Here is a 21,390-nt window from a genome sequence, read left to right as displayed (position 1 = left end):
AAAGCGACCGGATGAGCGACGAAAACGACAAGACCAACCAAGGCCAGGGCAACACGGGCGGCACGCCGTCCCAGACGGGGCCGCGCGCTCCGCTGAGCCTGAAGCCGCGCGTTGTGGGATCGGTGCCGACCGGCACCGTGAAGCAGAGCTTCAGCCATGGCCGATCCAAGACGGTGGTGGTCGAGACCAAGCGCCGCGCCGGCGCCGGCGGACCGCAACGTCCGCAGGGCTTCGATGTCGCGCGTCCTCAACAGGCCGCTCAGGCGCCGCGTCCGCAAGGTCCGCGTCCGTCGCAACCCGCCGGCGGCGCCCTGTCGGCCGAGGAGCAGGAAGCCCGCCGTCGCGCCATCGCCCTGGCCACGCAAGCGAACGCCGCCAAGGCTGACGCAGCCGCCGCCGCCAAGGCCGCCGCAGACGCCGCAGCCCGCGAACAGGCCGCCGCCACCGAACGCGCCGCCCAGGCCGCTCGCGACGAGGCCGCCGCCGCCAAGGCCGCCGCAGAAGCTGCACGCGCCGAAGCCGCCAAGCTGACGGCGGCTGCGCCTGTCGCGCCGGCCAAGCCCGCCCCCAAGCCGGCCGCGCCCGTGGCCGCCGCGCCTGCGCCTGTCGCGCCCACCCCGGCGCCCGCGACTCCGGCCCCGGCTGCGCCCGCCCGTCCGGCCGCTCCGGCCCGCCCGGTGGTCAACTTCGGCCAACGTGTGCCCAAGCCCGGCAATCCCCAACGCGCCGCACCCGAGCGTCCGGCCTTCGGCGGCCGTTCGGCCCGCGAGCAGGCGATGGGCGGCGGCGATCGCGCCTATTCGGACCGCCCCCAGAGCGATCGGCCGCAAGGCGACCGTCCGCAGGGCGCCCGTCCCGGACCTGGCGGTCAGCGTCCGCAAGGCGCCAAGCCGGCCGAGCCCGTCCGCTATTCGGCCCTGAATCCGCGTCCGGCGCCGGGCGCCGCCCGTCCCGGCGGCGCGCGCACCGGCCCTGGCGGTCGTCCGACCCCGAACGCCCCGCCGGCGGAGGCCAATGTTCTGCGTCCGGCCCGAGCGCCCGGCGCCGGCTTCGGTCGTCCGGCCGGTCGTGACGACGATCGCGAGAAGCGTTTCTCCGACGCCGGCAAGGCCGTCAGCCGCACGCGCGGCGAGCCCAAGCGCCGCGAAGGCCGCATGACCATCCAGTCCGTGGTCGGCGACGGCGACGCCGCCGAGCGGATGCGCTCGCTGGCCTCGGTCCGCCGTGCTCGCGAACGTGAGAAGGAAAAGCGCAAGGGCGGCTCGACCGATGCGCCCAACCGTCCGCGTGAAGTCGTCATTCCCGACGTCATCACCGTGCAGGAGCTGTCCAACCGGATGGCCGTGCGCGGCGTCGACATCATCAAGTTCCTGATGAAGCAGGGCCTGATGATGAAGATCAACGACGTGATCGATTCCGACACCGCTGAACTGGTGGCTGAAGAGTTCGGCATGGCCGTCAAGCGCGTCTCGGAATCCGACATCGAAACCGGCTTCCTGGGCGAGGCCGACGACGCCGACGCCTCCGACACCCGCGCGCCGGTCGTGGCCATCATGGGCCACGTCGACCACGGCAAGACCTCGCTGCTCGACGCCCTGCGCACGACCGACGTCGCCGGCGGCGAAGCCGGCGGCATCACCCAGCACATCGGCGCCTATCAGGTTCGCCTGCCGGACGATCAGAAGGTTACCTTCCTGGACACCCCGGGCCACGCCGCCTTCTCGGCCATGCGGGCGCGCGGCGCCAATGTGACCGACATCGTGGTCCTGGTCGTCGCCGCCGACGACGGCGTCATGCCGCAGACGATCGAAGCTATCCAACACGCCAAGGCGGCCAACGCGCCGCTGATCGTGGCGGTCAACAAGATGGATAAGCCCGGCGCGACGTCGCAGAAGGTCGTCAACGAGCTGCTGCAGTACGAAGTCATCGCCGAAAGCCTGGGCGGCGAGACCCAGATCATCGAGGTCTCGGCCAGGGAGCGGATGAACCTCGACGGCCTGTTGGAAGCCATCCTGATCCAGGCCGAGGTCATGGACCTGCGCGCCAACGCCGATCGTTCGGCCGAGGGCGTGGTCATCGAGGCCAAGCTGGACAAGGGTCGCGGTCCGGTCGGCACCGTCCTGGTCAAGCGCGGCACGCTGAAGCGCGGCGACATCGTCGTCGCCGGCGGATCGTGGGGCAAGGTTCGCGCCCTGCTGAACGAACGCAACGAGCAGCTGACCGAAGCCGGTCCGTCGGTTCCGGTCGAGATCCTCGGCCTGGACGAGGCGCCCTCGCCGGGCGACGTCTTCGCCGTGGTGGAATCCGAAGCCCGCGCCCGCGAGCTGACCGAATACCGTCAGCGGGTGAAGCGCGAAAAGGCTCAGGTCTCGGGCGGCTCGGTGTCGCTGGTCGACATGATGGCCAAGCTGGGCTCCAAGAAGGCCTCGGAACTGCCGGTCGTCATCAAGGCGGACGTGCAGGGTTCGGCCGAAGCCATCATGGGTTCGCTGGACAAGATGAGCACCGACGAGGTGCGCGCCCGCACGGTCTACTCCGGCGCCGGCGGCATCACCGAGAGCGACGTCAACCTAGCCAAGTCGGCCGGTGCGCCGATCCTCGGCTTCAACGTCCGCGCCTCGAAACAGGCGCGCGATCTGGCCGAGCGCGAAGGGGTCGAGATCCGCTACTATTCGATCATCTACGACCTGCTGGACGATATCAAAGGCGTGCTGTCCGGAATGCTGGCGCCGCTGCAACGCGAAACCTTCCTGGGCAACGCTGCTGTCCTTCAGGTGTTCGACATCTCCAAGATCGGCAAGATCGCCGGTTGCCGGGTGTCGGAAGGCGTGGTCCGCAAGGGCGCGCGCGTCCGCATCATCCGCGACGACGTCGTGGTGCTGGAGCTGGGCACGCTCAACACGCTCAAGCGTTTCAAGGACGAGGTCAACGAGGTCACGGCCGGCCAGGAATGTGGCATGCAGTTCCAGGGCTTCCAGGACATCAAGGAAGGCGACTACATCGAGTGCTTCACGGTCGAAGAGATCAAGCGCGCGCTGGACTAGTTCCTCGTCGCGAGCACGAAGAGACCAAGGCCCGGAACTCAGGTTCCGGGCCTTTTCTTTTGAGGCACGGACACGATGCGTTCGAAGTGTTCGTTCGCGCTTCGCCAACGCCCATGGCTGTGCATTCGCGAACGGCGGCCGTTCATCGCCGCAAGCGCGGTGGTGAAGGGCAGGGGACCACGGCACGGTCCGATCATCGAGGGCCGGTCGTCGGTCCTCTCACCGACACAGGACACGCCGTCATGAAGACCGTCGCCGCCATCGCTCCCGTCCTCGCTCTCGCCGCCGCCCTTACCGTTGCGGCGCCGGCCGCGCCCGCCTTCGCCGCCGACCTGACCGTCGCCTTCCCGGGCGCGGCGCCCCAAGGCCAGATCATGGTGGCCGTCTTCAACAGCCAGGCCAACTATGGCGGCGAGGGCCAGCCGGCCCAGGTCGCCATGCTGGACGCCGCCGCCGGCCAGACCAGCGTTACCTTCGACGGTCTGCCCGACGGCGACTATGCGGTGCGCGCCTTCCACGACCTGAACGGCGACGGCAAGATGAACACCAATCCCTTCGGCATGCCGGTCGAGCCCTTCGCCTTTTCCAACAACGCGGTCGGCAATATGGGTCCAGCCTCGTGGGAACGGGCCAAGTTCGCGGCCGCCGGCGCGACGACCCAGTCGATCGACCTGAAGTAAGCGACGAAAGCCGGAGTTAGATCATGACCCCCTCACGCCGTTCTTTCCTGATGGGCGCCGCCGCCCTCTCGGCCGCGGTCGCTACGCCCGAGATGGTGCGCGCCGCCGCCGCTCTGGACGCCGTCGCCGCGACGAAGGCCGACTGGGCGCTGGCGACCCAGGACATCGAAGGCGACATTGCGCGCCAGACGATGCGCCTGGTCCACGGCCGGGCGCCGGCGGGGTTGCAGGGCGCTCTGTATCGCAACGGACCGGCCAAGTTTCGGCGGCCGGGCGGGTCGGCGACCCACTGGTTCGACGGCGACGGCATGATGCGCGCCTTCCGCATCCAGGACGGTCAGGCGACGCTGGAAGCGCGGTTCGCCGACACGCCCAAGCGCCGCACCGAAACGGAACTGGGAGCGGTGGTCACGCCCGGCTTCGGCACCAAAGGCGACGGCCGCGCCCGCATCGGCTCGAACGACGACGCCAATGCCGCCAACACCGCCGTCATGGTCGCCGGCGATCAGGTCTGGGCGCTGTGGGAAGGGGGATCGCCGCTTGCCCTGTCGGCGTCGGACCTGTCGACCCGCAACTTCGTCACCCTGCGCGATGACTTGAAAGGCATGCCGTTCCAGGCCCATCCGCGCTACGCCCCCGACGGCTCGATCTGGAACGTGGGGTCGGCGGGCGGTCAGGCCGTCATCTGGCATCTGCGCCCGGATCGCAGCCTGAGCGACGCCCAGGTCGTGCCTCTGCCGCGCGCCAGCTATATGCACGACTTCACCGCCACGGACCGGCACGTGATCCTGGTGCTCCAGCCCTGGATGTTCGCGACCCACGCCATGCCGGTGACCGCAGGCCTGGCCTGGAGACCCGAGATGGGGACGCAGGTCCTGGTGCTGGACAAGGACGACCTGTCGAAGCGCCGCCTGTATGAGTTGCCGGGCTTCTTCCATTTCCACTTGGGTGACGCCTGGGCTGAGCGCGACGGCACGATCCGCTTCGATGTCGCCGCCAGCGGCGATCCGCGCTTCGCGGTAGATGGCGCGCGGGTTCTGGTGGATGGGTATGGGGTCGTTCCGGGCGATCCGGCGAAAATGGCTCTGATCACCCTGCGCCCGGATGGACACGCCCACACGACCTACAGCGCTGTCGTGGGTGAATTCCCGAAAGCCGATCCGCGTCGTGCGGGGCTGAAGCGCGGCCTGACCGCCCATACCTCCGGCGAGACTCGCGGCCGTCCCCTGCCGACGGGACTGGCGGTCCACGACTGGGACAGCGGTCGCTCGCACGCCTTCGAGTTCGGCGTGCATCAGGTGGTCGAGGAGGCGGTCTTCGTGCCCAAGCCCGGCGCGACGGCGGAACGGGACGCCTGGCTGGTCGGACCGTCGGTCAATCTGAAGGACGGGCGGACGGAACTGCACGTCTTCGACGTGGCGCGGATCGAGGACGGCCCGGTTGCGACCTGGCAGGCGGACGTGGCCCTGCCGGCTGGCTTCCATGGCATCTGGGCAGGGTAGGGCCGCCCGGGCACAACCTTTGCGGGCCTTCACGGTTCGAAAAGGCTGACGTGCCAAGGTGAGACCATGACCCCCGTCCAGACGCCCGCCGATCTTCGCCCCATCACCGCCCTGCGCTTCGGCGCCGCCATGTGGGTCGCCGTCTACAGCTTCTGGGAGAACCTGGCGGGCGCGGGTCAGTCGGGCCTCGTCGCCAAGGGCTATCTGGGGGTCGAGCTGTTTTTCGTCCTGTCCGGCTTCATCCTCAGCCACGTCTATCTGGCGGCGGCGGGCGAGAAGCGGTTCTCGTATCGCGGCTTCCTGTGGGCGCGGATCGCGCGCGTCTATCCGCTGCATATCGCCACCCTGATCGGCGTGGGACTGCTGGCGGCCGCCGCCCTTTTCGCCGGCATGAGCGTGGACGCCAATGTGCTGAGCTGGGCGTCGCTGCCCGCCAACCTCTTCATGGTCCACGCCTGGGGGCTGGCGCCGGTCGCGGGCTGGAACCATCCGTCCTGGTCCATTTCTGCGGAGTGGTTCGCTTATCTTTGCTTCCCGCTGTTCGCCTTCGTCTTCTGGCGCCTGCGTCATCGGCCGATCGCGGCGGTAGTCGGTGCTGCGGCCTTCCTCGTCATCCTCTATTTCGCGTTCGAGCAACTGGCCGGCTTCGCCTTGACCGAGGCGACGATCCGCTGGGGCGCGCTCAGGATCGTGCCGTGCTTCGCCTTGGGCTGCGCCCTCTATCTCGTTTATCGCCGCGCGCCGTTGAAGGCGCCGTGGCTGTGCGCCGCCGTCTCGTTCGGCCTGATGGTGCTCAGCGCCGCGCTCGGGCTATGGGACGGCGTCACGGTTCTGCTGGCCGGCGCCCTGATCCTGTCACTGGCGTCGCTGCCCAACGCGCGCGCCGGATGGCTGGCCTCCAAACCCGCCGTCTACCTCGGCGAGATCAGCTATTCGGTCTATATGGTCTGCGTGCCGTGGAAGCTTCTGGCGGTCGGTCTGGCCGCCAAACTGTTCGATGCGCCCGACAAGCAGCTTCAAATTTTCGTGTGGTTGGCGATCCTGGCCCTTCTGCCTGTTGTTGCGGCTGTCTCCTATCATCTCGTTGAACGCCCAGCGCGTAAGGCTCTGAGAGACATGGCCGACAAGCGCGCCAAGCGTCACAACAAGGTTTCAGAAGGAAATATGAAGCACGGCGATATGCCGAAACAACTTGCGACAGGGCGTGATCCCGTGGCCTAAAGGGCGCTTCCAAAGGCGGGTCGGGATACCCCAAGCATGTCAAAACGGCTCAAAGCCGCCGCGGTTGCGGCGACCCTCGGTTTTTTTGCGCTGGGCGCCGTCCCCTCCACCGCAAAGGCTGATGAGCCCTACTGGCAGTGCGTGACTTTTGCGCGCATGTTCTCCGGCATCAACATCTTCGGCGACGCCTGGACCTGGTGGCGCCAAGCCGCCGCCAACTTCCGCACCGGCAAGGCCCCGGAAACCGGCTCGGTTCTGGTCTTCCGCCCCGAGGGCCGCATGAGCCGGGGCCACGTCGCCGTCGTCTCCGACATCCTGACTGACCGCGTCGTGCGCGTGACTCACGCCAACTGGGGCGGCAGCCGCGGCAAGGTCGAAGAGAACGTCACCGTCGTCGACGTCTCGCCCTCCAACGACTGGTCGCAGGTCAAGGTCTGGTACAATCCGATCAACGACCTGGGCACGACGGTCTATCCGACGTACGGCTTCATCTACAAGGGCGCCCGCGATGCCTTCGACGCCGGCCGTCAGATCGCCGCCAACGTCTCGGCCCAAGGCCAGCACTAAGCTTGCACCGCCCGCCATCGCGGGCGATAGGCGGGCATGACCCAATCCAGCGACATCACCTACGCCGGCTATCTGGCGTTGGACGACCTGCTTTCGACCCAGCACCCGCTGTCGGATCAGCATGACGAAATGCTGTTCGTCGTCATCCACCAGACCAAGGAACTGTGGCTCAAACAGATCCTGCATGAGACGGCCTTGGCTCAGTCGATGGTGCGCGCCGGCGACTTGGTCCCGGCCTACAAGAGCCTGGCGCGAGTTAGCCGCATCCAGGCGGTGATGACCCACAGCTGGGACATTCTGTCGACGATGACGCCGTCGGACTATCTGCGGTTCCGAGGGTCGTTGGGGTCATCGTCCGGCTTCCAGAGCGACCAGTTCCGACGTTTCGAGGCCATGCTTGGCCTCAAGGACGCCAGCTTCCTGAAGTTCCACGAAGACCGCCCCGAGGCCCTGGCCGCGCTTCAGGCCGCCATCGCCGCGCCCAGCCTTTATGATGACGCCTTGGCTCAACTGGCCAAGGCCGGTCTGCCGGTGCCCGCCGAGGTGCTGAACCGCGACGTGACCCAGCCCTATGCGCCGTCCGAAGCCGTCGAGGCGGCCTGGCTGGAGGTCTATCGCGACACGGAACGGTGGTGGGTCCTTTATCAGTTGGCCGAGAAGCTGGTCGATCTGGACGACGCCCTGCTGACCTGGCGGCACAAGCATGTCGTCACGGTCGAACGCATCATCGGTCGGCGTCGCGGCACGGGCGGAACGGAAGGCGCCGCCTATCTGGCCTCGACCCTGACCAAGCGCTGCTTCCCCGAGCTGTGGTCGCTTCGCACCAAACTTTGATGTCGCAGGCGGCAACCTTCGCCGCGCCGGACCATTTCGCCGTTTGACCGCAACAGCGGAAGGAATGGACGAGATGAGTAACCCCAACGCCCACGACATCAAGGTTCTGAACGGCCTGATCGAAACGACGCTGGACAGCGCAGACGGCTATCGCGAAGCCGCCGAACAGACGCAAGACCCGCACTACCGCACCCTGTTCGAGCGCCGCAGCAGCGAACGCCAGCAGGTCGTCGACGACCTGTCGGCCGCCGTGCGCGGTCTGGGCGGCGATCCGGAGTCCGATGGATCGATTCTGGCCAAGGCGCACCGCGCGTTTCTGGATGTGAAACACGCCCTGCTGCGTAACGACGATTCCGTCGTCGGCTCGATCAACTCGGGCGAGGGGTTCATCGCCAACAAATATGAAAAGGCGCTGGAAGACACGGGCATTTCCGCCACCACGCGCGAGACGATCCGGCGGGCCTATGCGGCGGTGAAGACCGAGCATGAGCAGATGGAGGCTCTGAAACACAGCCTTGAAGGCCAGCGCGACGCGGCCAACCCCTTGTTCCCGCAGTAATCCCGGACTGACGGAATAGAAAAAGGCCCCGGCGTCACCGCCGGGGCCTTCGTCATTTGATCATCTAGCCTGAAACTAGGCTTCTTCGGTCTTGGCGGCCGAACCGGTTTCCGGAACGACGACGCCCTTGGCGGGACGAACCGTCTGGCGCTCGGCGATACGGGCTGACTTGCCGCGACGATCGCGCAGATAATAGAGCTTGGCGCGACGCACGACGCCGCGGCGCTTCACTTCGATCGACTCGATGTTCGGCGACAGGATTGGGAAGCGGCGCTCGACGCCTTCACCGAACGAGATCTTGCGGACCGTGAAGGTTTCGCTGATGCCGCCGCCGTCACGGGCGATGCAGACGCCTTCGAAGGCCTGAACGCGCTCGCGCTCGCCTTCCTTGATCTTCACGTTGACGCGCAGGGTGTCGCCGGGCTGGAATTCCGGGATTTTGCGTTCGCCCAGGACGCGGGCTTTTTCTTCGGCGTCCAGCTGTTGAACGATGTTCATGTCATTTCTCCTCGGGCTTTGCGCCCTTTAGCTGTGAGTTGGCGAGATGCGCCTGCCAGAGGTCCGGCCGCCGCTCCCGCGTAGTCGTCGCCCGCTGCGCCTCACGCCATCCCGCGATCTTCTTGTGATCGCCCGACAGCAGCACCTCGGGTATCTCAAGCCCCTCGAACGTCCGCGGTCGCGTGTACTGCGGGTGTTCCAAAAGCCCATCCTCGAAGCTTTCGGACGACAGGCTGTCGCCTGAGCCGAGCACGCCGGGGATCAGTCTTACGCACGCCTCGATCGCGACCATCGCCGCCGCCTCGCCGCCGGCGAGAACCGCGTCTCCGACCGAGACCTCCTCGAACCCGCGTGCGTCCAGCACCCGCTGATCCACCCCCTCGAAACGGCCGCACAGCACGACGATCCCGTCGGCTTTCGCCCATTCCTTGACGCGCGCCTGGGTCAGGGGTCGACCCCTGGCGCTCATGTACAAAAGCGGCCGTTTCGGTCCCGGCAGGCTATCCACCGCCCGAGCCACCACGTCCGCCTTCAGCACAGCTCCTGGGCCGCCACCCGCAGGGGTGTCGTCCAGGAAGCCGCGCGTATCTGTGGAAAAGGCGCGAATGTCAACCGTTTCCAGGCTCCACAAGCCCTTCTCGCGCCAGGCCGTGCCGATCAGAGACACGCCGAGCGGGCCCGGAAAGGCCTCGGGAAACATGGTCAGGACGGTCGCGGTGAAGGGCATGGCGGCGGCTCATACACACAAAGTCGGAAAAATCCGACTCCAGACCTCTCCCTCCCCGCTCCGGGGAGCGCAGCGAAGCCGGGTGGGGGCTGCGAGGCGATGTCGTCGGCAATACCGTCCGGCATCAGCAAGTGCGTCCTTGTCGGGCCGTCCCCACCCTGTCGCTTCGCGACATCCCTCCCCGCAGCGGGGAGGGAGAAGGGCGTGTTTACGCCGTCGGGGCCCCGCCGCCCGCCGCGATCCAGCTGTCCACCTGATCCTCCAGTACGTCCAGCGGCACCGAGCCGGAGCCCAGCATGACCGCATGGAAGTCCTTGATGTCGAACCGATCGCCCAAGGCCGTCTTGGCCCGGTCGCGCAGTTCCTCGATCTTAAGCTCGCCGATCTTGTAGCTGGTCGCCTGGCCGGGATTGGTGATGTAGCGCTCGACCTCCTTTTCGATGTCGCGCTCTGACAGCAGGGAGTTCTGGCGGAAATAGTCCATCGCCTGTTCGCGGCTCCAGCGCTTGGCGTGCAGGCCGGTGTCGGTCACCAGGCGCACCGCGCGCCACAGCTCGGTCGAGAGCCGGCCGAAGTCGGAATAGGGGTCCTGATAGAAGCCCATCTCCTTGCCCAGCTGTTCGGCGTACAGCCCCCACCCTTCGGCATAGGCGCCGTAGCCGCCGAACCGGCGGAAGCGCGGCAGACCCTCGATCTCCTGCGCATAGGCGATCTGGAAGTGGTGGCCCGGCGCGCCCTCGTGATAGCTGATGCCCTCGATCTGGGGCGTCAGCACCTGGGTCATGTCCGACAGATTGACGTAGTAGATGCCCGGCCGCGATCCGTCCGGCGCGGGCGAGTTGTAGAAGGCGATCGAGGCCGTCGCCTCGCGGAACGGCTCCACCGCCCGCACCTCCAGCGCCGCCTTGGGCAGGGTCGAGAACCACTGCGGCGCCGCCGCCATCACCTGGGCGATGAAGCCGCGGGCGTCGGTCGGATACTGCTCCTTGCCCTCGGGCGTATTCGGATACTGGAACCGTGGATCCGTCTTCAGGAAGGTGAAGAACGCCTGTAGCGAGCCGGTGAAGCCGACCTGGGTCTTGATGGTGTCCATCTCGGCCTGGATGCGGGCGACCTCGGCCAGACCGATCTGATGGATCTGGTCGGCGGTCAGGTCGGTGGTGGTCGAGAGCTGGAGCCGGGCGTTGTAGTAGGCCTCGCCCTGCGGCAGGCGCCACACGCCCGCGTCGCTGTCAGCCTTGGGCTGCACCTCGGCCAGCGCCGTCAACACGGTCTCGAACCCGGCCTTGTAAGGACCGGTCAGGGCGGCGCGGGCTTCCGATAGCAGCCGGTCCTTCGTCGCCTGATCCGTCTCCAGCGCCTCGACCTTCTTGGTGAAGTCGGCCCAGACCGGATTGTCCGCGCCATCGTCGAACGGCGCGCCAGTGATGACGTTGCGGGTGTTGGCGATGGACGGGGCGAAGACGAAGCGCGGCGAGACGACGCCCGCGGCCGCGCGCTGACGCAGTTCGTCGGCCACCTGATCCATCTGCGTCTCGGCGGCCTTGATCCGCGCGACATAGGCCTCGGCGTCGGCCACGCTGGAGACCCGGTGGTTGTTGATCAGAAAGACCGGCAGGCTGGTGGTCGGATTGCCGTTGGCGGCGAACTGAAAGCCCCAGTCGCGCCACTGGTTCGACAGTCGCGCCTGCTGGACGCCATATTCGAACATCCGCCACGACAGCGCCGCCTGCGGCCCCAGCTTCTGCGGATCGAACTGGGCCTTCATCTGCGCCAGCTGCGCCTCCTGAAGCGCCAGGGCGCGGTCGGCGGCGGCGTCCGACACATCGTCCAGCTTGTCGTAGTCGGTCTTGATGCCCAGCGACGTCATCTGCTGCGGGCTCAGCGCGATCCGCGCCTGGAAGGCCTGCTCAAAGAAGGCGTTCAGCCGCGCGTCCTCGCTTTCGGCCGCGGCTGTCTGTGCGGGGGCGGAGGTTTGCGCTAGCGCGGGCGCGGCGGACAGCACCGCCATCATGGCGGCGGACGAGATCAGAAGACGACGCATGAACAACCCCTCGTGAAACAGGGGCGCACCTTCGGGGCCGCGTGCGCGCGGCGCAAGGGATCAATGCCCCCGCCGTTGCGGCGATCGGACACGTCGAAAGCAAAATTTTCGATACGGCGTCGCTTGATGCAACCCAAGCCCAGGGTCGGCGTTTCGACGAAACTTGACCATACCAACAAGGGTTCACACCATGCGCAAGATCATCACCCTGTCCATCGTCGCCGCCGCTCTGGCCGTGTCGGCCTGCAACACCATCGCCGGCGCAGGCCGCGACGTCTCGGCCGCCGGTTCGGCCGTCACGCAAGGCGCGAACGAAGCCAAGAACTAAGGCTTTCTCAAAAGCTGATGTTGAAAAGGCCCGCCGGATCCTGGCGGGCCTTTCTCGTATCCGTCGCATGACGGTGTTACGATGCGCCATCATTCGGGAGACGGCGATGGGCTTTCTGGACAATGTGGTGAAGGGTCTCGGCGACGACGCCGCGGGCGGTCTGAGCGATCTGCTCGAGGGTCAGGGCGGCGTCGGCGGCCTGGCCGAGAAGTTCGGTCAGGCGGGCTTGGGTGATGTGATCGGCTCGTGGGTCGGCACGGGGCCGAACGCCAACATCTCGCCTGAGCAGATCACGGCCGTCCTTGGCCACGGCCCCATCGCCGCCATCGCCGCCAAGATGGGCGTGACCCCCGAACAGGCCGGCGATACCCTGGCCGGTCTTCTGCCCGAAGCCATCGACCGCCTGACCCCCGGCGGTCAGATCGACGGCGCCGACGACCTGCTTGGCAAACTGCCGGGCGGCCTGGGCGACATGATCGGCGGTTTTCTGAAGCGCTGACGCCTCAGGACGGCTTGCCCTCGGTCGCCGCGATCGCAGCCTCCTCTTCCAACGCGGCCTTCTGGCGCGCCTGCAAGGCGGTCTGCTTGCTGGCCACGATGAAGGCCAGAACGATGGCGAAAATGCCGATGATCGTCGAATAGAGGAAGAAGACGACGTACCCCGCGCCCAGCGCCGCCGGCGTCACGCCGCTGGTCGCCGCTCCCGCCGCCAAGGAACCTTCGGGCAATCGCGCGAACAGCGGCCGCAAACCCGCGAAAGGTCCTGTCCCCTCCGCAGCCCGCGCCGACGCCTCGACGATCCGGCCAGACTGCGACGCGATCAGCTTGCCCGGGAGCGCATAGAGCGAACTGAACAGGGCGTACTGCGTCGCTGTGAAGCCAATTGACGTCAGGCTGGACATATAGGCGATCAGGGCGGTGCCGGCGTAGCCGGTGGCGACGTTGTCCACCCCGATGGCGACGGTCAGGGCCGGGATGCTGGGGCCCTGGGTCGCCAGCCAGGCGAAGACCAGGTTCGACACCGGGCTCATGAAGGCGCCGATCACCATGGTGCGGATCAGGCCCAGCTTGGCCACCGACCAGCCGCCGACGAAGACGCCCAGGGTGGTCATGACCACGCCAAACACCTTTCGCACCTCGGCCAGTTCGGTCTTGGAGAACCCAAGATCCAGATAGAAGGGGTTCATGATGTTCAGCACGAAATCCGCCAGGCGATAGACGCAGATCAGCGCCAGGATCAGCGTGGCGACCCCCGCGAACCGCTTGTAAAAGTCCACTACGGGTTCGCCGAACGACCCTGCCAGATAGGCTCCGGGCCGAGTCTTGACCCCGGGCACGGGCCAACACGCCAGCACCATTACCGCCAGGCCAAGGAAGACCAGACCGACCTGCAGATAGACGCCCTCGGGCTTGGCCGAGAGGGCTGCGGCCACAGCCGCCTTGCCTTCCGCGCCCAGGCCGAACAATCCAAACAGCGCATTCAGCGGGCCCGACTGGCCGGTCAGGCCCGACCCCAGCACCATCGCCGCCACACCGATAACGGCCAGGCGCACGATCCATTCGATCACCTCGAAGCCAGGGCGAGACGGCACGTCACCGACCGGGATGGCGCGGATGGAATGAGCCTTTTCCCGCGGGGCGAACAGAACGCCGGCGATGCCGAAGCCCATCAAAGCGGCCATCACGGCGTAGGACAGGTTCCAGTTATAGAGATCAGCCAGGACCAGCGGCACGGCGCCCGCGACAATCATGGCGACCCGGTAGCCCATCTGATAAGCAGCGGCCATCGCGCCGTGCCGGCTGTCGTCGGCGGCCTCGATGCGCCAGGCGTCGATGACGATGTCCTGTGTCGCCCCGAAAAAGCCGACCAGGGCGGCGAATCCAGCCACTGCGATCAGGGCGTTGGCGGGGTTCAGCGTCGAGATCGACCACAGGCCGAACACGATCACGGCCTGCGTCACCAGCATCCAGGCGCGGCGATGACCCAACAGCCGCGTCAGTCCGGGCACGGACGTCCGGTCGATCAGCGGCGCCCAGACGAACTTCAGCGAATAGGACAGGGTGGCCAGGGCAAAGAAGCCGATCACTTCCAGCGTCTGGCCGCTTTCGCGAAGCCAGGCGGACAGGGTGTCGAAGATCAGCAGGTTCGGCAGGCCCGCCGAGAAACCCAGCAACAGCATGATGAAGACGCGCCGCTCGCCATAAACGGCGAGGCCGCCGAAACGGCCGGCGGGCTTGCCGTTGGCGGGGGGATGGACTTGGTCGGTCATGCACGGCTCCGGCGCGGCGGCCGGAAACGCGGGCGCCTGTAACTCAGCCGACCTTGGCGCGGATGTCGCGCTTCGTCCAGCGGGCGAGCGCGGCGCGCAGGGCCTCGGCATCCAGCGGCTTGACGATATGGTCGTCCATGCCGGCTTCCAGACAGGCGCGGCGGTCCTCGGCGAAGGCGTTGGCGGTCAGGGCCAGGATCGGCGTCGTGTCGCCCGCCGCTCGGATGGTGCGGGCGGCGGCGGGGCCGTCCATGCCGGGCATCCGCATGTCCATGAAGACTACGTCGTAGCGCGCGCGTTTCAGGGCCGCGACGGCTTCATCGCCGGTGGCGGCCGTCTCGACGGTGCAGCCCTCGCGGCGCAACAGGGTGCGGGCCAGAAGCGCGCCGACGGGATTGTCCTCGGCCAGCAGGACGCGGATTCCGGCAAACTGCACGGGAGCGACACGGTCGTCTTCGACCGGGGCGGCGCAGTGGGCGCTGGCCTTGTCGGGCGCCTCGGCGCCGATGGCGGCCAGGACGCGCTCGGCCAGGGACGCGCGACGCAAGGGCTTGATCAGATAGCCGTGGAAGCCGACGGCGCGATAGCGGGCGATCAGATCGCGCTCGGCCGGTTTCAGCAGGACGATGCCGCGACCGCTTGAAGGCAGGGCCGTTAGCGCGCCCGCCGGGGCGTCGGCGTGATCGACCAGAGTAACCGGGGCCGCATCCGCCACGACGCCGCCCGAGGCCTCGATCTGGGCGCGAGCCGCCGACAGGACAAACGGATCGACGGCGCGCACCGCGACCGTCTGCCCGCGCAACGGCTTGTCGCGCGCCACCGCGACCGCGGCGAAGGCGGCCTCGAAGCGGAAGCGGGCGCCCCCGCCGGTTGCGGCGCCGTCGGGCCGGCTTTCGACCTTCACCGAGCCGTCCATGGCGGCGGCCAGTTTGCGCACGACGGCCAGACCCAGACCCGCGCCATCCTGGCGGACCGCGTCGGAACTGTCGGCGTGGCCGAATTCCTCGAAGATCCGGGTACGCGCCTCGGGCGCGACGCCGGGGCCGGTGTCGTCGACCAGGAAGGCCAGACGCGGGCGCGCCGCGCTGCCGCCGACGCGCTCGACCGAAATGCGCACGCCGCCGGTTTCGGTGAACTTCACGGCGTTGCCCGCCAGGTTGAAAAGCACCTGACGCAGCCGGCCTTCGTCCGCCAGCACGTCGGGCGCGTCGGCGGCGACCGACCAGACGATCTCCAGCCCCTTGTCGTGGGCGCGCGGGCTCAGCAACTCGGCGACGCCGCGCACCAGACCTTCCAGGTCAACGGGCGCCAGGTCGAACTCCAGCGCCCCGGCCTCCAGCCGCGCATAGTCCAAGAGGTCGTTGACCAGACCCAGCAGATGTTCGGCCGACTGACGCGCGTTTTCGGCATAGGCGCGCTGGGCGCCGTCCAGCCGGGTCCGTTGCAAGAGGTTGATCATGCCGATGACGCCGTTCAGCGGCGTGCGCATCTCGTGGCTCATCAGTCGCAGGAACTGCTGGGCTGGGTCGATAGGCGCGCTCGCCCGCTCCTCAATCCGCTTCGTCGCCGTCCGTCGCGTCATGGCCGTCTCCCCAACGACACGGAGCCTAAAGGTCGACGGTTAAGGATGTCTCCACCATGACGCGGGCGCCTCACGCGTGCAGGAAGGGTGTCTGCTCGTCGTCGCCCTCGCGCAGGCCGAACCCTTCATGGCGCTGCGCCACGCGGCGGTCGAAGTCGGCTTCGGCGCCGATGGTGGTGCGGCGGTAGATCAGGGCCTCGGCGATGTGGCGACGCAGAACGCCGGTGCTGCCGTCGAGGTCGGCGATGGTGCGGGCCAGGCGCAGGGTGCGGGTCCAGCCGCGCGCGGTCAGGCCGCCGGCCTCGCCCGCCCGCATCAGCAGCATCCGGCCCGCCTCGTCCGGCGTGGCGAACCGATCCAGCGTGCCGCCGGAGGCGCGGGCGTTCAGGCCTTGGGCGGCGTCCAGCCCGGCCTCGCGCACCCGGTCCTCCTGCATGGCGCGGGCGGTCGCCACGCGCGCCCGCGCCTCGGCCGTGCCCTCGGCGGGCGGGGGCAGGGCCATGTCGGCGGCGGTGACGGGCGGCGTCTCGACCGTCAGGTCGATGCGGTCGAACATCGGACCCGAGACGCGGTTCTGATAGTCGCGCTGGCAACGCGGGGCCTTGCCGCACGCGCCGCGTCCGGCGCCGCCCATGCCGCAGCGGCACGGATTCATCGCCGCCACCAACTGGAACCGCGCGGGATAGCGAATGTGGGCGTTGGCGCGGGCGACGACGATCTCGCCCGTCTCCAGCGGCGCCCGCAGCGAGTCCAGGGCCTGGGCGCTGTATTCCGGCAGTTCGTCCAGAAACAGCACGCCATTGTGCGCCAGCGAGGCCTCGCCGGGCTTGGCGCGAAGACCCCCGCCGGTCAGGGCCGCCATTGAGGCGGAATGGTGCGGGCTGCGGAACGGGCGATCGCGGGTCAGGGCGCCGCGTTCGATCAGGCCGGCGACCGACCAGACCATCGAGGTCTCCAGCAACTCTTGCGAGGTCAGGGGCGGCAAAAGGCCCGGCAGGCGCTGCGCCATCATCGACTTTCCCGACCCCGGCGGGCCGATGAACAGCAGGTTGTGGCCGCCGGCCGCCGCGATCTCCAGCGCGCGCTTGGCGCTTTCCTGACCCTTGACCTCGCGCAGGTCGGGCACGGCCTTGCCGTCCGCCAGCGGTCCGGGCTCGGGCGCGCGCAGCACCTGGGTTCCCTTGAAATGGTTGACCAGACTGATCAGCGAGCGCGGCGCGAGGATCCGGGCACCGCCGGCCCAGGCCGCCTCCGGTCCCGTCGCTTCGGGGCTGATCAGACCCAGGCCCATGGCGTCTGCGGCGACGGCGGCGGGCAGGGCGCCGCCGACCCGCGCGATCTGGCCGTCCAGCCCCAGCTCGCCGATGGCGGCCCAGCCGTCTAGCGCATCGGGCGCGATCACTCCCATGGCCGCCATCAGGGCCAGGGCGATGGGCAGGTCGAAATGGCTGCCTTCCTTGGGCAGGTCGGCCGGCGCCAGGTTGGCGATGATCCGCTTGGCGGGCAGGGCCAGACCGATGCCGGCGAAGGCCCCGCGCACCCGCTCCTTGCTTTCGGCCACGGCCTTGTCCGGCAGGCCCACGATATTGAAGATCGTCGGCCCGTCATTGCCGATCAACTGGACCTCGACGTCCACGCGCCGGGCTTCCACCCCGTCAAAGGCGACCGTGACAACCCGCGCGACCATGTCGTTCTCCCACCTTAGGAAGAGAACGAACCATGAACTGAAATCTAATTCAAGTGGCGATCACGCAACCTGTGCGGCGCGTTTGGCCTCGATGGCGTCCCACATCAGGGCCGTGGCGTCGATTCCGGTGAAGACCTTCAGCTGCTGGGCGCCGGTGGGGGAGGTGACGTTGATCTCGGTCAGATAGTCGCCGATCACGTCGATGCCGACGAAGATCAGGCCGCGTTCCCTCAGCGACGGGCCGATGGCGGCGCAGATTTCCAGGTCGCGCGGCGTCAGCTCGACCGGCATGGCCGTGCCGCCGACATGCAGGTTCGAGCGCACCGCCCCCGCCGCCGGGACGCGATTAATGGCGCCGACGGGTTCGCCGTCGATCAGCAGGATGCGCTTGTCGCCCTTGGACACGGCGGGAATGAACTTCTGGATCACCAGCGGATCGCGGCTGCCGGCGGCATGGATCTCGATCAGGGCGTCTAGGTTGGGGTCGTCGGCGCGCAGCTTGATCACGCCCGAGCCGCCGTTGCCGTGCAGAGGCTTCAAAACCACTTCGCCATGCTTCTTGTGGAAAGCGTCCAGGGCGACGGGGTCGGCCGAGATCAGGGTCGGCGGTTGCAGGCCGGGGAAGGCGGTGACCATCAGCTTTTCGGGGGCCGAACGCACCTGGGCCGGGTCATTGACCACCAGGGTCCGGGGATGCACCGTCTCCAGCAGATAGGTGGCCGTCACATAGGCCATGTCGAACGGCGGATCCTGGCGCATCAGGATCACGTCCACGTCCTCGGCCAGATCCAGCTTTTCCCAGTCGCCGAAGTCGACATGGTTGCCGACCTCGCGGCGCACGGTGATCGGGCGGGCGCGGCAGAAGAGGCGGCCCTCTTCCAGCGCCAGGGTGCGGAAATCATAGACCCACTGTTTGTGACCGCGCGCCTGGGCCGTCTCGGCCATCAGGAAGGTGGTATCCCCGGCGATGTCGACGGCCTCGATCGGGTCCATCTGAATGGCGACTCTGAGGGTCATTTTTCTTGGGCCTATCGCGCGTTGCGCTACTTGAGGCCCGTTGGGCGCGCCGCGCTCCGGGCCAGTGGATGTTCGGTGTCGGTGCGGCGCTCAGTCGAGCTGACGCGCTTCCTCGGCCAACATGATCGGCACGCCCTCGCGGATCGGATAGGCCAGTTTGGCGCCCGCCGAGATCAACTCGTTGGCGTCGCGGTCGTAGGTCAGCTTGCCGCGCGTGACGGGGCAGACCAGCACCTCCAGCAGGCGGGGATCGACGGACACGGGCGTATTGAAGGCGTCACTCATTTTTCTTGGCCTATCGCGCTGGCGCTAGTTGAGAGCTCTTTAGGGGGCTACCGCGCTTTGCGCTACTTGAGCCCGTCATTGCATGGACGGCGCGGCGTCGTCACCGCCGTCGGCGGCGTCGATGCGCATCAGGGCGGTCAGGGCCTCGGCGCGGGGCATCAGGCCCATCGCCTCCAGCAGCGCCTGCTTCTCGGCGGGTTCGAACGGCAGGGCCATCGACAGGCTGTTGACCAGGGCCTCCATCGGCGCGGTCTCGGCCGTGTCCCAATCGATGTCCAGAAGCCGGTGGGCCATATAGGCGCGCAGGGCGTCGAGGAAGGCGTCGCGGTCGAAGTCCGGCTCCTCGGGCGGGGAGACCAGATCATCCTCATAGGCCTCGAACGCCGCGCGGACCTGGCGATAGGGGGTCTTGGACGGCATTTCGGCGGCGATGCGGAAGCGCGACACGCCGGTGAGGGTGATCAGATAGCGCCCGTCGGAGGTCTCGGCGAAACTGGTGATCCGACCCGCGCAGCCAACCGGCGACAGGCCGGGCAGGGCCGGCGTGCCGCCCTTGGGCTGGACCAGGCCGATGATCCGGTCGCCGGCCATGGCGTCGTCCACCATATTCAGATAGCGCGGCTCGAAGATGTTCAGCGGCAGCTGTCCGCGCGGCAGCAGGATGGTCCCGCCCAGCGGGAACACCGGGATCATCTGGGGCAGGTCGAGGGCGCGGACATAGCCTTGAGGCATCACTTCTCCTGGGGCCTACCGCGCTTCGCGCTGCTTGAGGCCCGCTTGTTCTGGATCACGAAAACAGAATGGACGACAGGCGGCGACGACCGTCCTTGGACACGTCCGAGGTCAGCCCCGCCGCCTCGAAGATGACCAGCAACTGCTTGCGGGCCGCCTGATCGTTCCACTCGCGGTCGGCCTGAATGATGGCCAACAGATTATCTACCGCGCCCTTGAAGTCGCCGGCCGCGCTCTGGGCCTCGGCCAAATCAAAGCGCGCCTGATGATCGTTCGGATCGGCGGCGACCTTGGCCTCAAGCTCGGCCGAGGCGCCGGAAGGGGCTTTAGACGCCAGGGCTAGCTGGGCGCGCACGCTCTGGACCATCGGCTCCTTGGAGTCCTGCGGCGCCATGGCGATGGTCTGGGCCGCCTGTTCGGGGTCGCCGCCCGCCAGATAGACCCGCGCCATGCCGGCGATGGCCTTTTCGTTCTCGGGCTCGATCGATAGGACGTGGGCGAAGGCCTGGGCCGCGCCGCCGAAGTCGTTCAGGCCCAGCGATTCCTCGCCAAGCTCCAGCAGCTGCGCCGTCTCGGTCGAGCCGCCCTGACCGCCGGTCAGCTTGTCGATGAAGGCCTTGATCTGACTGTCGGGAATGGCGCCCTGGAAGCCATCGACCGGCTGGCCGTTGAAGAAGGCGTAGACCGTCGGAATCGACTGCACCCGCAGCTGGCCCGCATAGGCCGGGTTGGCGTCGACATCGATCTTGACCATCTTCACCGCCCCCTTGGCGGCGCGCACGGCCTTCTCCAGCGCCGGACCCAGGGTCCGGCACGGCCCGCACCAGGTGGCCCAGAAGTCGACGATGACCGGCTGATGCTTGGACGCCTCGATGACGTCGGTCATGAAGGAGGCGTCGGTGCCTTCCTTGATCAGGTCGCCGGCGGCGTCGGGGGTCAGGGTCGGGTCGAGCAGGGTCATGGGCGAGGTCCGCGCAGAGATCGGTCAGGTTCAACGGTTCAGATGGCGTCGGGATGCGTCGGCATCAAGCCGGGAAAAGGTCGCGCCGGGATTTCAGACGGTGGTCATGAAAAACACCGTCTAATTCGTCTAATTCGTCTGACTTCCCCCGCCGCTCGTCTGCCTCATTGTGCCGGACTTTGCGAGATGGGGCCTGTGCGGCAAGGTTCAAGCGGTTGGCGATGACGATGGTGTAAACGCAACGCTGCCGCGTCCCTCGCGACATTCCCGAAGTCCAACAGGATAGGTGCCGCGACCGCTTCGGCATCGCCGCTAACCTGTCTTCAAGCAAGCCTGCCGTATTCAGGTTGAATGCTGGACAACCAAAACAGCCCCATCAAAAAGCCGCTGCCGCTGGCGGAGCGCGCCGCCGGTCGCAGGGTGCGCTTTGGTGAGGTGGTGTCGAACGCCCTCGGCAATGATCGGAGGGTTCTGGCGGCCGCCTTCGCGCCCGTGGACACAAAACGCAGCCTTTCGGAGGGCATCGAAGGCGGAAGCACAGCCGTTATTCCCTTAGGCATGGTTCACGGCTTCTTGGCCTTTGTCGCGCTCTTCACGGGCGACTGGTCCAGTCTGGTCGTGCATGGGGTGCTGACGGGATTTGTGATCCTGGCCTATTACGCCATCGTGTATGGACGCACGATCTGGCCGATCTGTTTTGTCCTCGCCTGGCTCGTGGTGGAAATCACCTGCGGCCGGTGGCTGTTCGACTACAGAATGGGCGGTAGCTATATGAACATCTTCGCCCTGCCGGTCGCGATCCTTGGCGTTCGGGCGTCGTGGAGAAGGGCGCGCCTGGCTAAGATGTAATGT

The 21,390-nt window shown here is 67.6% G+C and carries 20 protein-coding genes; 10 read left to right on the top strand and 10 right to left on the bottom strand.

Features of this window, described 5'->3' with window-relative positions:
* Positions 1–11: 11 nt before the first annotated feature.
* The 7 genes from infB (at position 12) to ASF81_RS13505 (ending at position 8,407) form a co-directional block, all read left to right on the top strand.
* On the top strand, positions 12–3,044 hold the full coding sequence (gene infB, locus ASF81_RS13535; protein WP_055809451.1) for a translation initiation factor IF-2: 3,033 nt from the start codon (positions 12–14) through the stop codon (positions 3,042–3,044).
* Positions 3,045–3,286: 242 nt separating this feature from the next.
* Positions 3,287–3,724: a DUF2141 domain-containing protein gene (locus ASF81_RS13530; RefSeq protein WP_055809448.1), complete on the top strand. Its 438-nt coding sequence runs from the start codon at positions 3,287–3,289 to the stop codon at positions 3,722–3,724.
* A 23-nt stretch (positions 3,725–3,747) separates the two neighbouring features.
* Positions 3,748–5,226: a carotenoid oxygenase family protein gene (locus ASF81_RS13525; RefSeq protein ID WP_055809443.1), complete on the top strand. Its 1,479-nt coding sequence runs from the start codon at positions 3,748–3,750 to the stop codon at positions 5,224–5,226.
* 66 nt (positions 5,227–5,292) lie between these two features.
* Positions 5,293–6,447, top strand: coding sequence for an acyltransferase (locus tag ASF81_RS13520; RefSeq protein WP_055809440.1), 1,155 nt, complete (start codon positions 5,293–5,295; stop codon positions 6,445–6,447).
* Between the two features lie 36 nt (positions 6,448–6,483).
* Positions 6,484–7,014: a CHAP domain-containing protein gene (locus ASF81_RS13515; RefSeq protein ID WP_055809437.1), complete on the top strand. Its 531-nt coding sequence runs from the start codon at positions 6,484–6,486 to the stop codon at positions 7,012–7,014.
* A 36-nt stretch (positions 7,015–7,050) separates the two neighbouring features.
* Positions 7,051–7,848: a tryptophan 2,3-dioxygenase gene (locus tag ASF81_RS13510; protein ID WP_055809435.1), complete on the top strand. Its 798-nt coding sequence runs from the start codon at positions 7,051–7,053 to the stop codon at positions 7,846–7,848.
* A 73-nt stretch (positions 7,849–7,921) separates the two neighbouring features.
* On the top strand, positions 7,922–8,407 hold the full coding sequence (locus ASF81_RS13505; protein WP_039247171.1) for a PA2169 family four-helix-bundle protein: 486 nt from the start codon (positions 7,922–7,924) through the stop codon (positions 8,405–8,407).
* Between the two features lie 75 nt (positions 8,408–8,482).
* Here ASF81_RS13505 and rplS read toward each other — a convergent pair whose 3' ends face one another.
* From rplS to ASF81_RS13490, 3 genes are all read right to left on the bottom strand, one after another.
* Positions 8,483–8,905 carry a 50S ribosomal protein L19 gene (gene rplS, locus ASF81_RS13500; protein WP_017505017.1) on the bottom strand — a complete coding sequence of 141 codons (423 nt, stop codon included), beginning with the start codon at positions 8,903–8,905 and terminating at the stop codon, positions 8,483–8,485.
* Position 8,906: 1 nt separating this feature from the next.
* The gene (gene trmD, locus ASF81_RS13495) at positions 8,907–9,632 is read right to left on the bottom strand and encodes a tRNA (guanosine(37)-N1)-methyltransferase TrmD (RefSeq protein ID WP_017505018.1); all 726 of its coding nucleotides are present in this window, start codon (positions 9,630–9,632) and stop codon (positions 8,907–8,909) included.
* Positions 9,633–9,840: 208 nt separating this feature from the next.
* The gene (locus tag ASF81_RS13490; RefSeq protein ID WP_055809828.1) at positions 9,841–11,676 is read right to left on the bottom strand and encodes a DUF885 family protein; all 1,836 of its coding nucleotides are present in this window, start codon (positions 11,674–11,676) and stop codon (positions 9,841–9,843) included.
* A gap of 190 nt (positions 11,677–11,866) precedes the next feature.
* On the opposite strand from ASF81_RS13490, the gene ASF81_RS13485 reads away from it, so the two are divergent.
* Both ASF81_RS13485 and ASF81_RS13480 read left to right on the top strand, forming a co-directional pair.
* A complete protein-coding gene (locus ASF81_RS13485; RefSeq protein ID WP_017505021.1) occupies positions 11,867–12,004 on the top strand; it encodes an entericidin A/B family lipoprotein in 138 nt (45 codons plus the stop codon).
* A gap of 106 nt (positions 12,005–12,110) precedes the next feature.
* Positions 12,111–12,503 carry a YidB family protein gene (locus ASF81_RS13480; protein ID WP_055809432.1) on the top strand — a complete coding sequence of 131 codons (393 nt, stop codon included), beginning with the start codon at positions 12,111–12,113 and terminating at the stop codon, positions 12,501–12,503.
* A gap of 4 nt (positions 12,504–12,507) precedes the next feature.
* Here ASF81_RS13480 and ASF81_RS13475 read toward each other — a convergent pair whose 3' ends face one another.
* From ASF81_RS13475 to ASF81_RS13445, 7 genes are all read right to left on the bottom strand, one after another.
* On the bottom strand, positions 12,508–14,274 hold the full coding sequence (locus ASF81_RS13475) for an MFS transporter (protein ID WP_055809429.1): 1,767 nt from the start codon (positions 14,272–14,274) through the stop codon (positions 12,508–12,510).
* A gap of 43 nt (positions 14,275–14,317) precedes the next feature.
* Positions 14,318–15,856, bottom strand: coding sequence for a response regulator (locus tag ASF81_RS13470; RefSeq protein WP_055809426.1), 1,539 nt, complete (start codon positions 15,854–15,856; stop codon positions 14,318–14,320).
* Positions 15,857–15,926: 70 nt separating this feature from the next.
* Positions 15,927–17,543 (bottom strand): YifB family Mg chelatase-like AAA ATPase, encoded by a 1,617-nt coding sequence (locus ASF81_RS13465; protein ID WP_055809423.1) that lies wholly within the window; start codon positions 17,541–17,543, stop codon positions 15,927–15,929.
* 60 nt (positions 17,544–17,603) lie between these two features.
* A complete protein-coding gene (gene gshB, locus ASF81_RS13460) occupies positions 17,604–18,560 on the bottom strand; it encodes a glutathione synthase (protein ID WP_055809420.1) in 957 nt (318 codons plus the stop codon).
* Positions 18,561–18,650: 90 nt separating this feature from the next.
* A complete protein-coding gene (locus ASF81_RS13455) occupies positions 18,651–18,845 on the bottom strand; it encodes a Trm112 family protein (RefSeq protein ID WP_055754657.1) in 195 nt (64 codons plus the stop codon).
* A gap of 75 nt (positions 18,846–18,920) precedes the next feature.
* A complete protein-coding gene (locus ASF81_RS13450) occupies positions 18,921–19,577 on the bottom strand; it encodes an LON peptidase substrate-binding domain-containing protein (RefSeq protein WP_055809416.1) in 657 nt (218 codons plus the stop codon).
* Positions 19,578–19,632: 55 nt separating this feature from the next.
* Complete coding sequence (locus tag ASF81_RS13445; RefSeq protein ID WP_055809413.1) at positions 19,633–20,538, bottom strand: co-chaperone YbbN; 906 nt, start codon at positions 20,536–20,538, stop codon at positions 19,633–19,635.
* Positions 20,539–20,889: 351 nt separating this feature from the next.
* Here ASF81_RS13445 and ASF81_RS13440 point away from each other — a divergent pair, with 351 nt between their 5' ends.
* On the top strand, positions 20,890–21,387 hold the full coding sequence (locus ASF81_RS13440) for a hypothetical protein (protein ID WP_055809410.1): 498 nt from the start codon (positions 20,890–20,892) through the stop codon (positions 21,385–21,387).
* Positions 21,388–21,390 lie beyond the last annotated feature (3 nt).

The sequence above is a fragment of the Brevundimonas sp. Leaf168 genome, assembly GCF_001423685.1.
Classification (GTDB): domain Bacteria; phylum Pseudomonadota; class Alphaproteobacteria; order Caulobacterales; family Caulobacteraceae; genus Brevundimonas; species Brevundimonas vesicularis_C.
The sequence above is the reverse complement of the archived record's forward strand: the minus strand, read 5'-3'. Positions and strand labels throughout refer to the sequence as shown.

Coding starts and splice junctions, on each gene's coding strand:
- infB (WP_055809451.1), top strand. CDS start 12: ATGAGCGACGAAAACGACAAGACCAACCAAGGCCAGGGCAACACGGGC.
- ASF81_RS13530 (WP_055809448.1), top strand. CDS start 3,287: ATGAAGACCGTCGCCGCCATCGCTCCCGTCCTCGCTCTCGCCGCCGCC.
- ASF81_RS13525 (WP_055809443.1), top strand. CDS start 3,748: ATGACCCCCTCACGCCGTTCTTTCCTGATGGGCGCCGCCGCCCTCTCG.
- ASF81_RS13520 (WP_055809440.1), top strand. CDS start 5,293: ATGACCCCCGTCCAGACGCCCGCCGATCTTCGCCCCATCACCGCCCTG.
- ASF81_RS13515 (WP_055809437.1), top strand. CDS start 6,484: ATGTCAAAACGGCTCAAAGCCGCCGCGGTTGCGGCGACCCTCGGTTTT.
- ASF81_RS13510 (WP_055809435.1), top strand. CDS start 7,051: ATGACCCAATCCAGCGACATCACCTACGCCGGCTATCTGGCGTTGGAC.
- ASF81_RS13505 (WP_039247171.1), top strand. CDS start 7,922: ATGAGTAACCCCAACGCCCACGACATCAAGGTTCTGAACGGCCTGATC.
- rplS (WP_017505017.1), bottom strand. CDS start 8,905: ATGAACATCGTTCAACAGCTGGACGCCGAAGAAAAAGCCCGCGTCCTG.
- trmD (WP_017505018.1), bottom strand. CDS start 9,632: ATGCCCTTCACCGCGACCGTCCTGACCATGTTTCCCGAGGCCTTTCCG.
- ASF81_RS13490 (WP_055809828.1), bottom strand. CDS start 11,676: ATGCGTCGTCTTCTGATCTCGTCCGCCGCCATGATGGCGGTGCTGTCC.
- ASF81_RS13485 (WP_017505021.1), top strand. CDS start 11,867: ATGCGCAAGATCATCACCCTGTCCATCGTCGCCGCCGCTCTGGCCGTG.
- ASF81_RS13480 (WP_055809432.1), top strand. CDS start 12,111: ATGGGCTTTCTGGACAATGTGGTGAAGGGTCTCGGCGACGACGCCGCG.
- ASF81_RS13475 (WP_055809429.1), bottom strand. CDS start 14,274: ATGACCGACCAAGTCCATCCCCCCGCCAACGGCAAGCCCGCCGGCCGT.
- ASF81_RS13470 (WP_055809426.1), bottom strand. CDS start 15,856: ATGACGCGACGGACGGCGACGAAGCGGATTGAGGAGCGGGCGAGCGCG.
- ASF81_RS13465 (WP_055809423.1), bottom strand. CDS start 17,543: ATGGTCGCGCGGGTTGTCACGGTCGCCTTTGACGGGGTGGAAGCCCGG.
- gshB (WP_055809420.1), bottom strand. CDS start 18,560: ATGACCCTCAGAGTCGCCATTCAGATGGACCCGATCGAGGCCGTCGAC.
- ASF81_RS13455 (WP_055754657.1), bottom strand. CDS start 18,845: ATGAGTGACGCCTTCAATACGCCCGTGTCCGTCGATCCCCGCCTGCTG.
- ASF81_RS13450 (WP_055809416.1), bottom strand. CDS start 19,577: ATGCCTCAAGGCTATGTCCGCGCCCTCGACCTGCCCCAGATGATCCCG.
- ASF81_RS13445 (WP_055809413.1), bottom strand. CDS start 20,538: ATGACCCTGCTCGACCCGACCCTGACCCCCGACGCCGCCGGCGACCTG.
- ASF81_RS13440 (WP_055809410.1), top strand. CDS start 20,890: ATGCTGGACAACCAAAACAGCCCCATCAAAAAGCCGCTGCCGCTGGCG.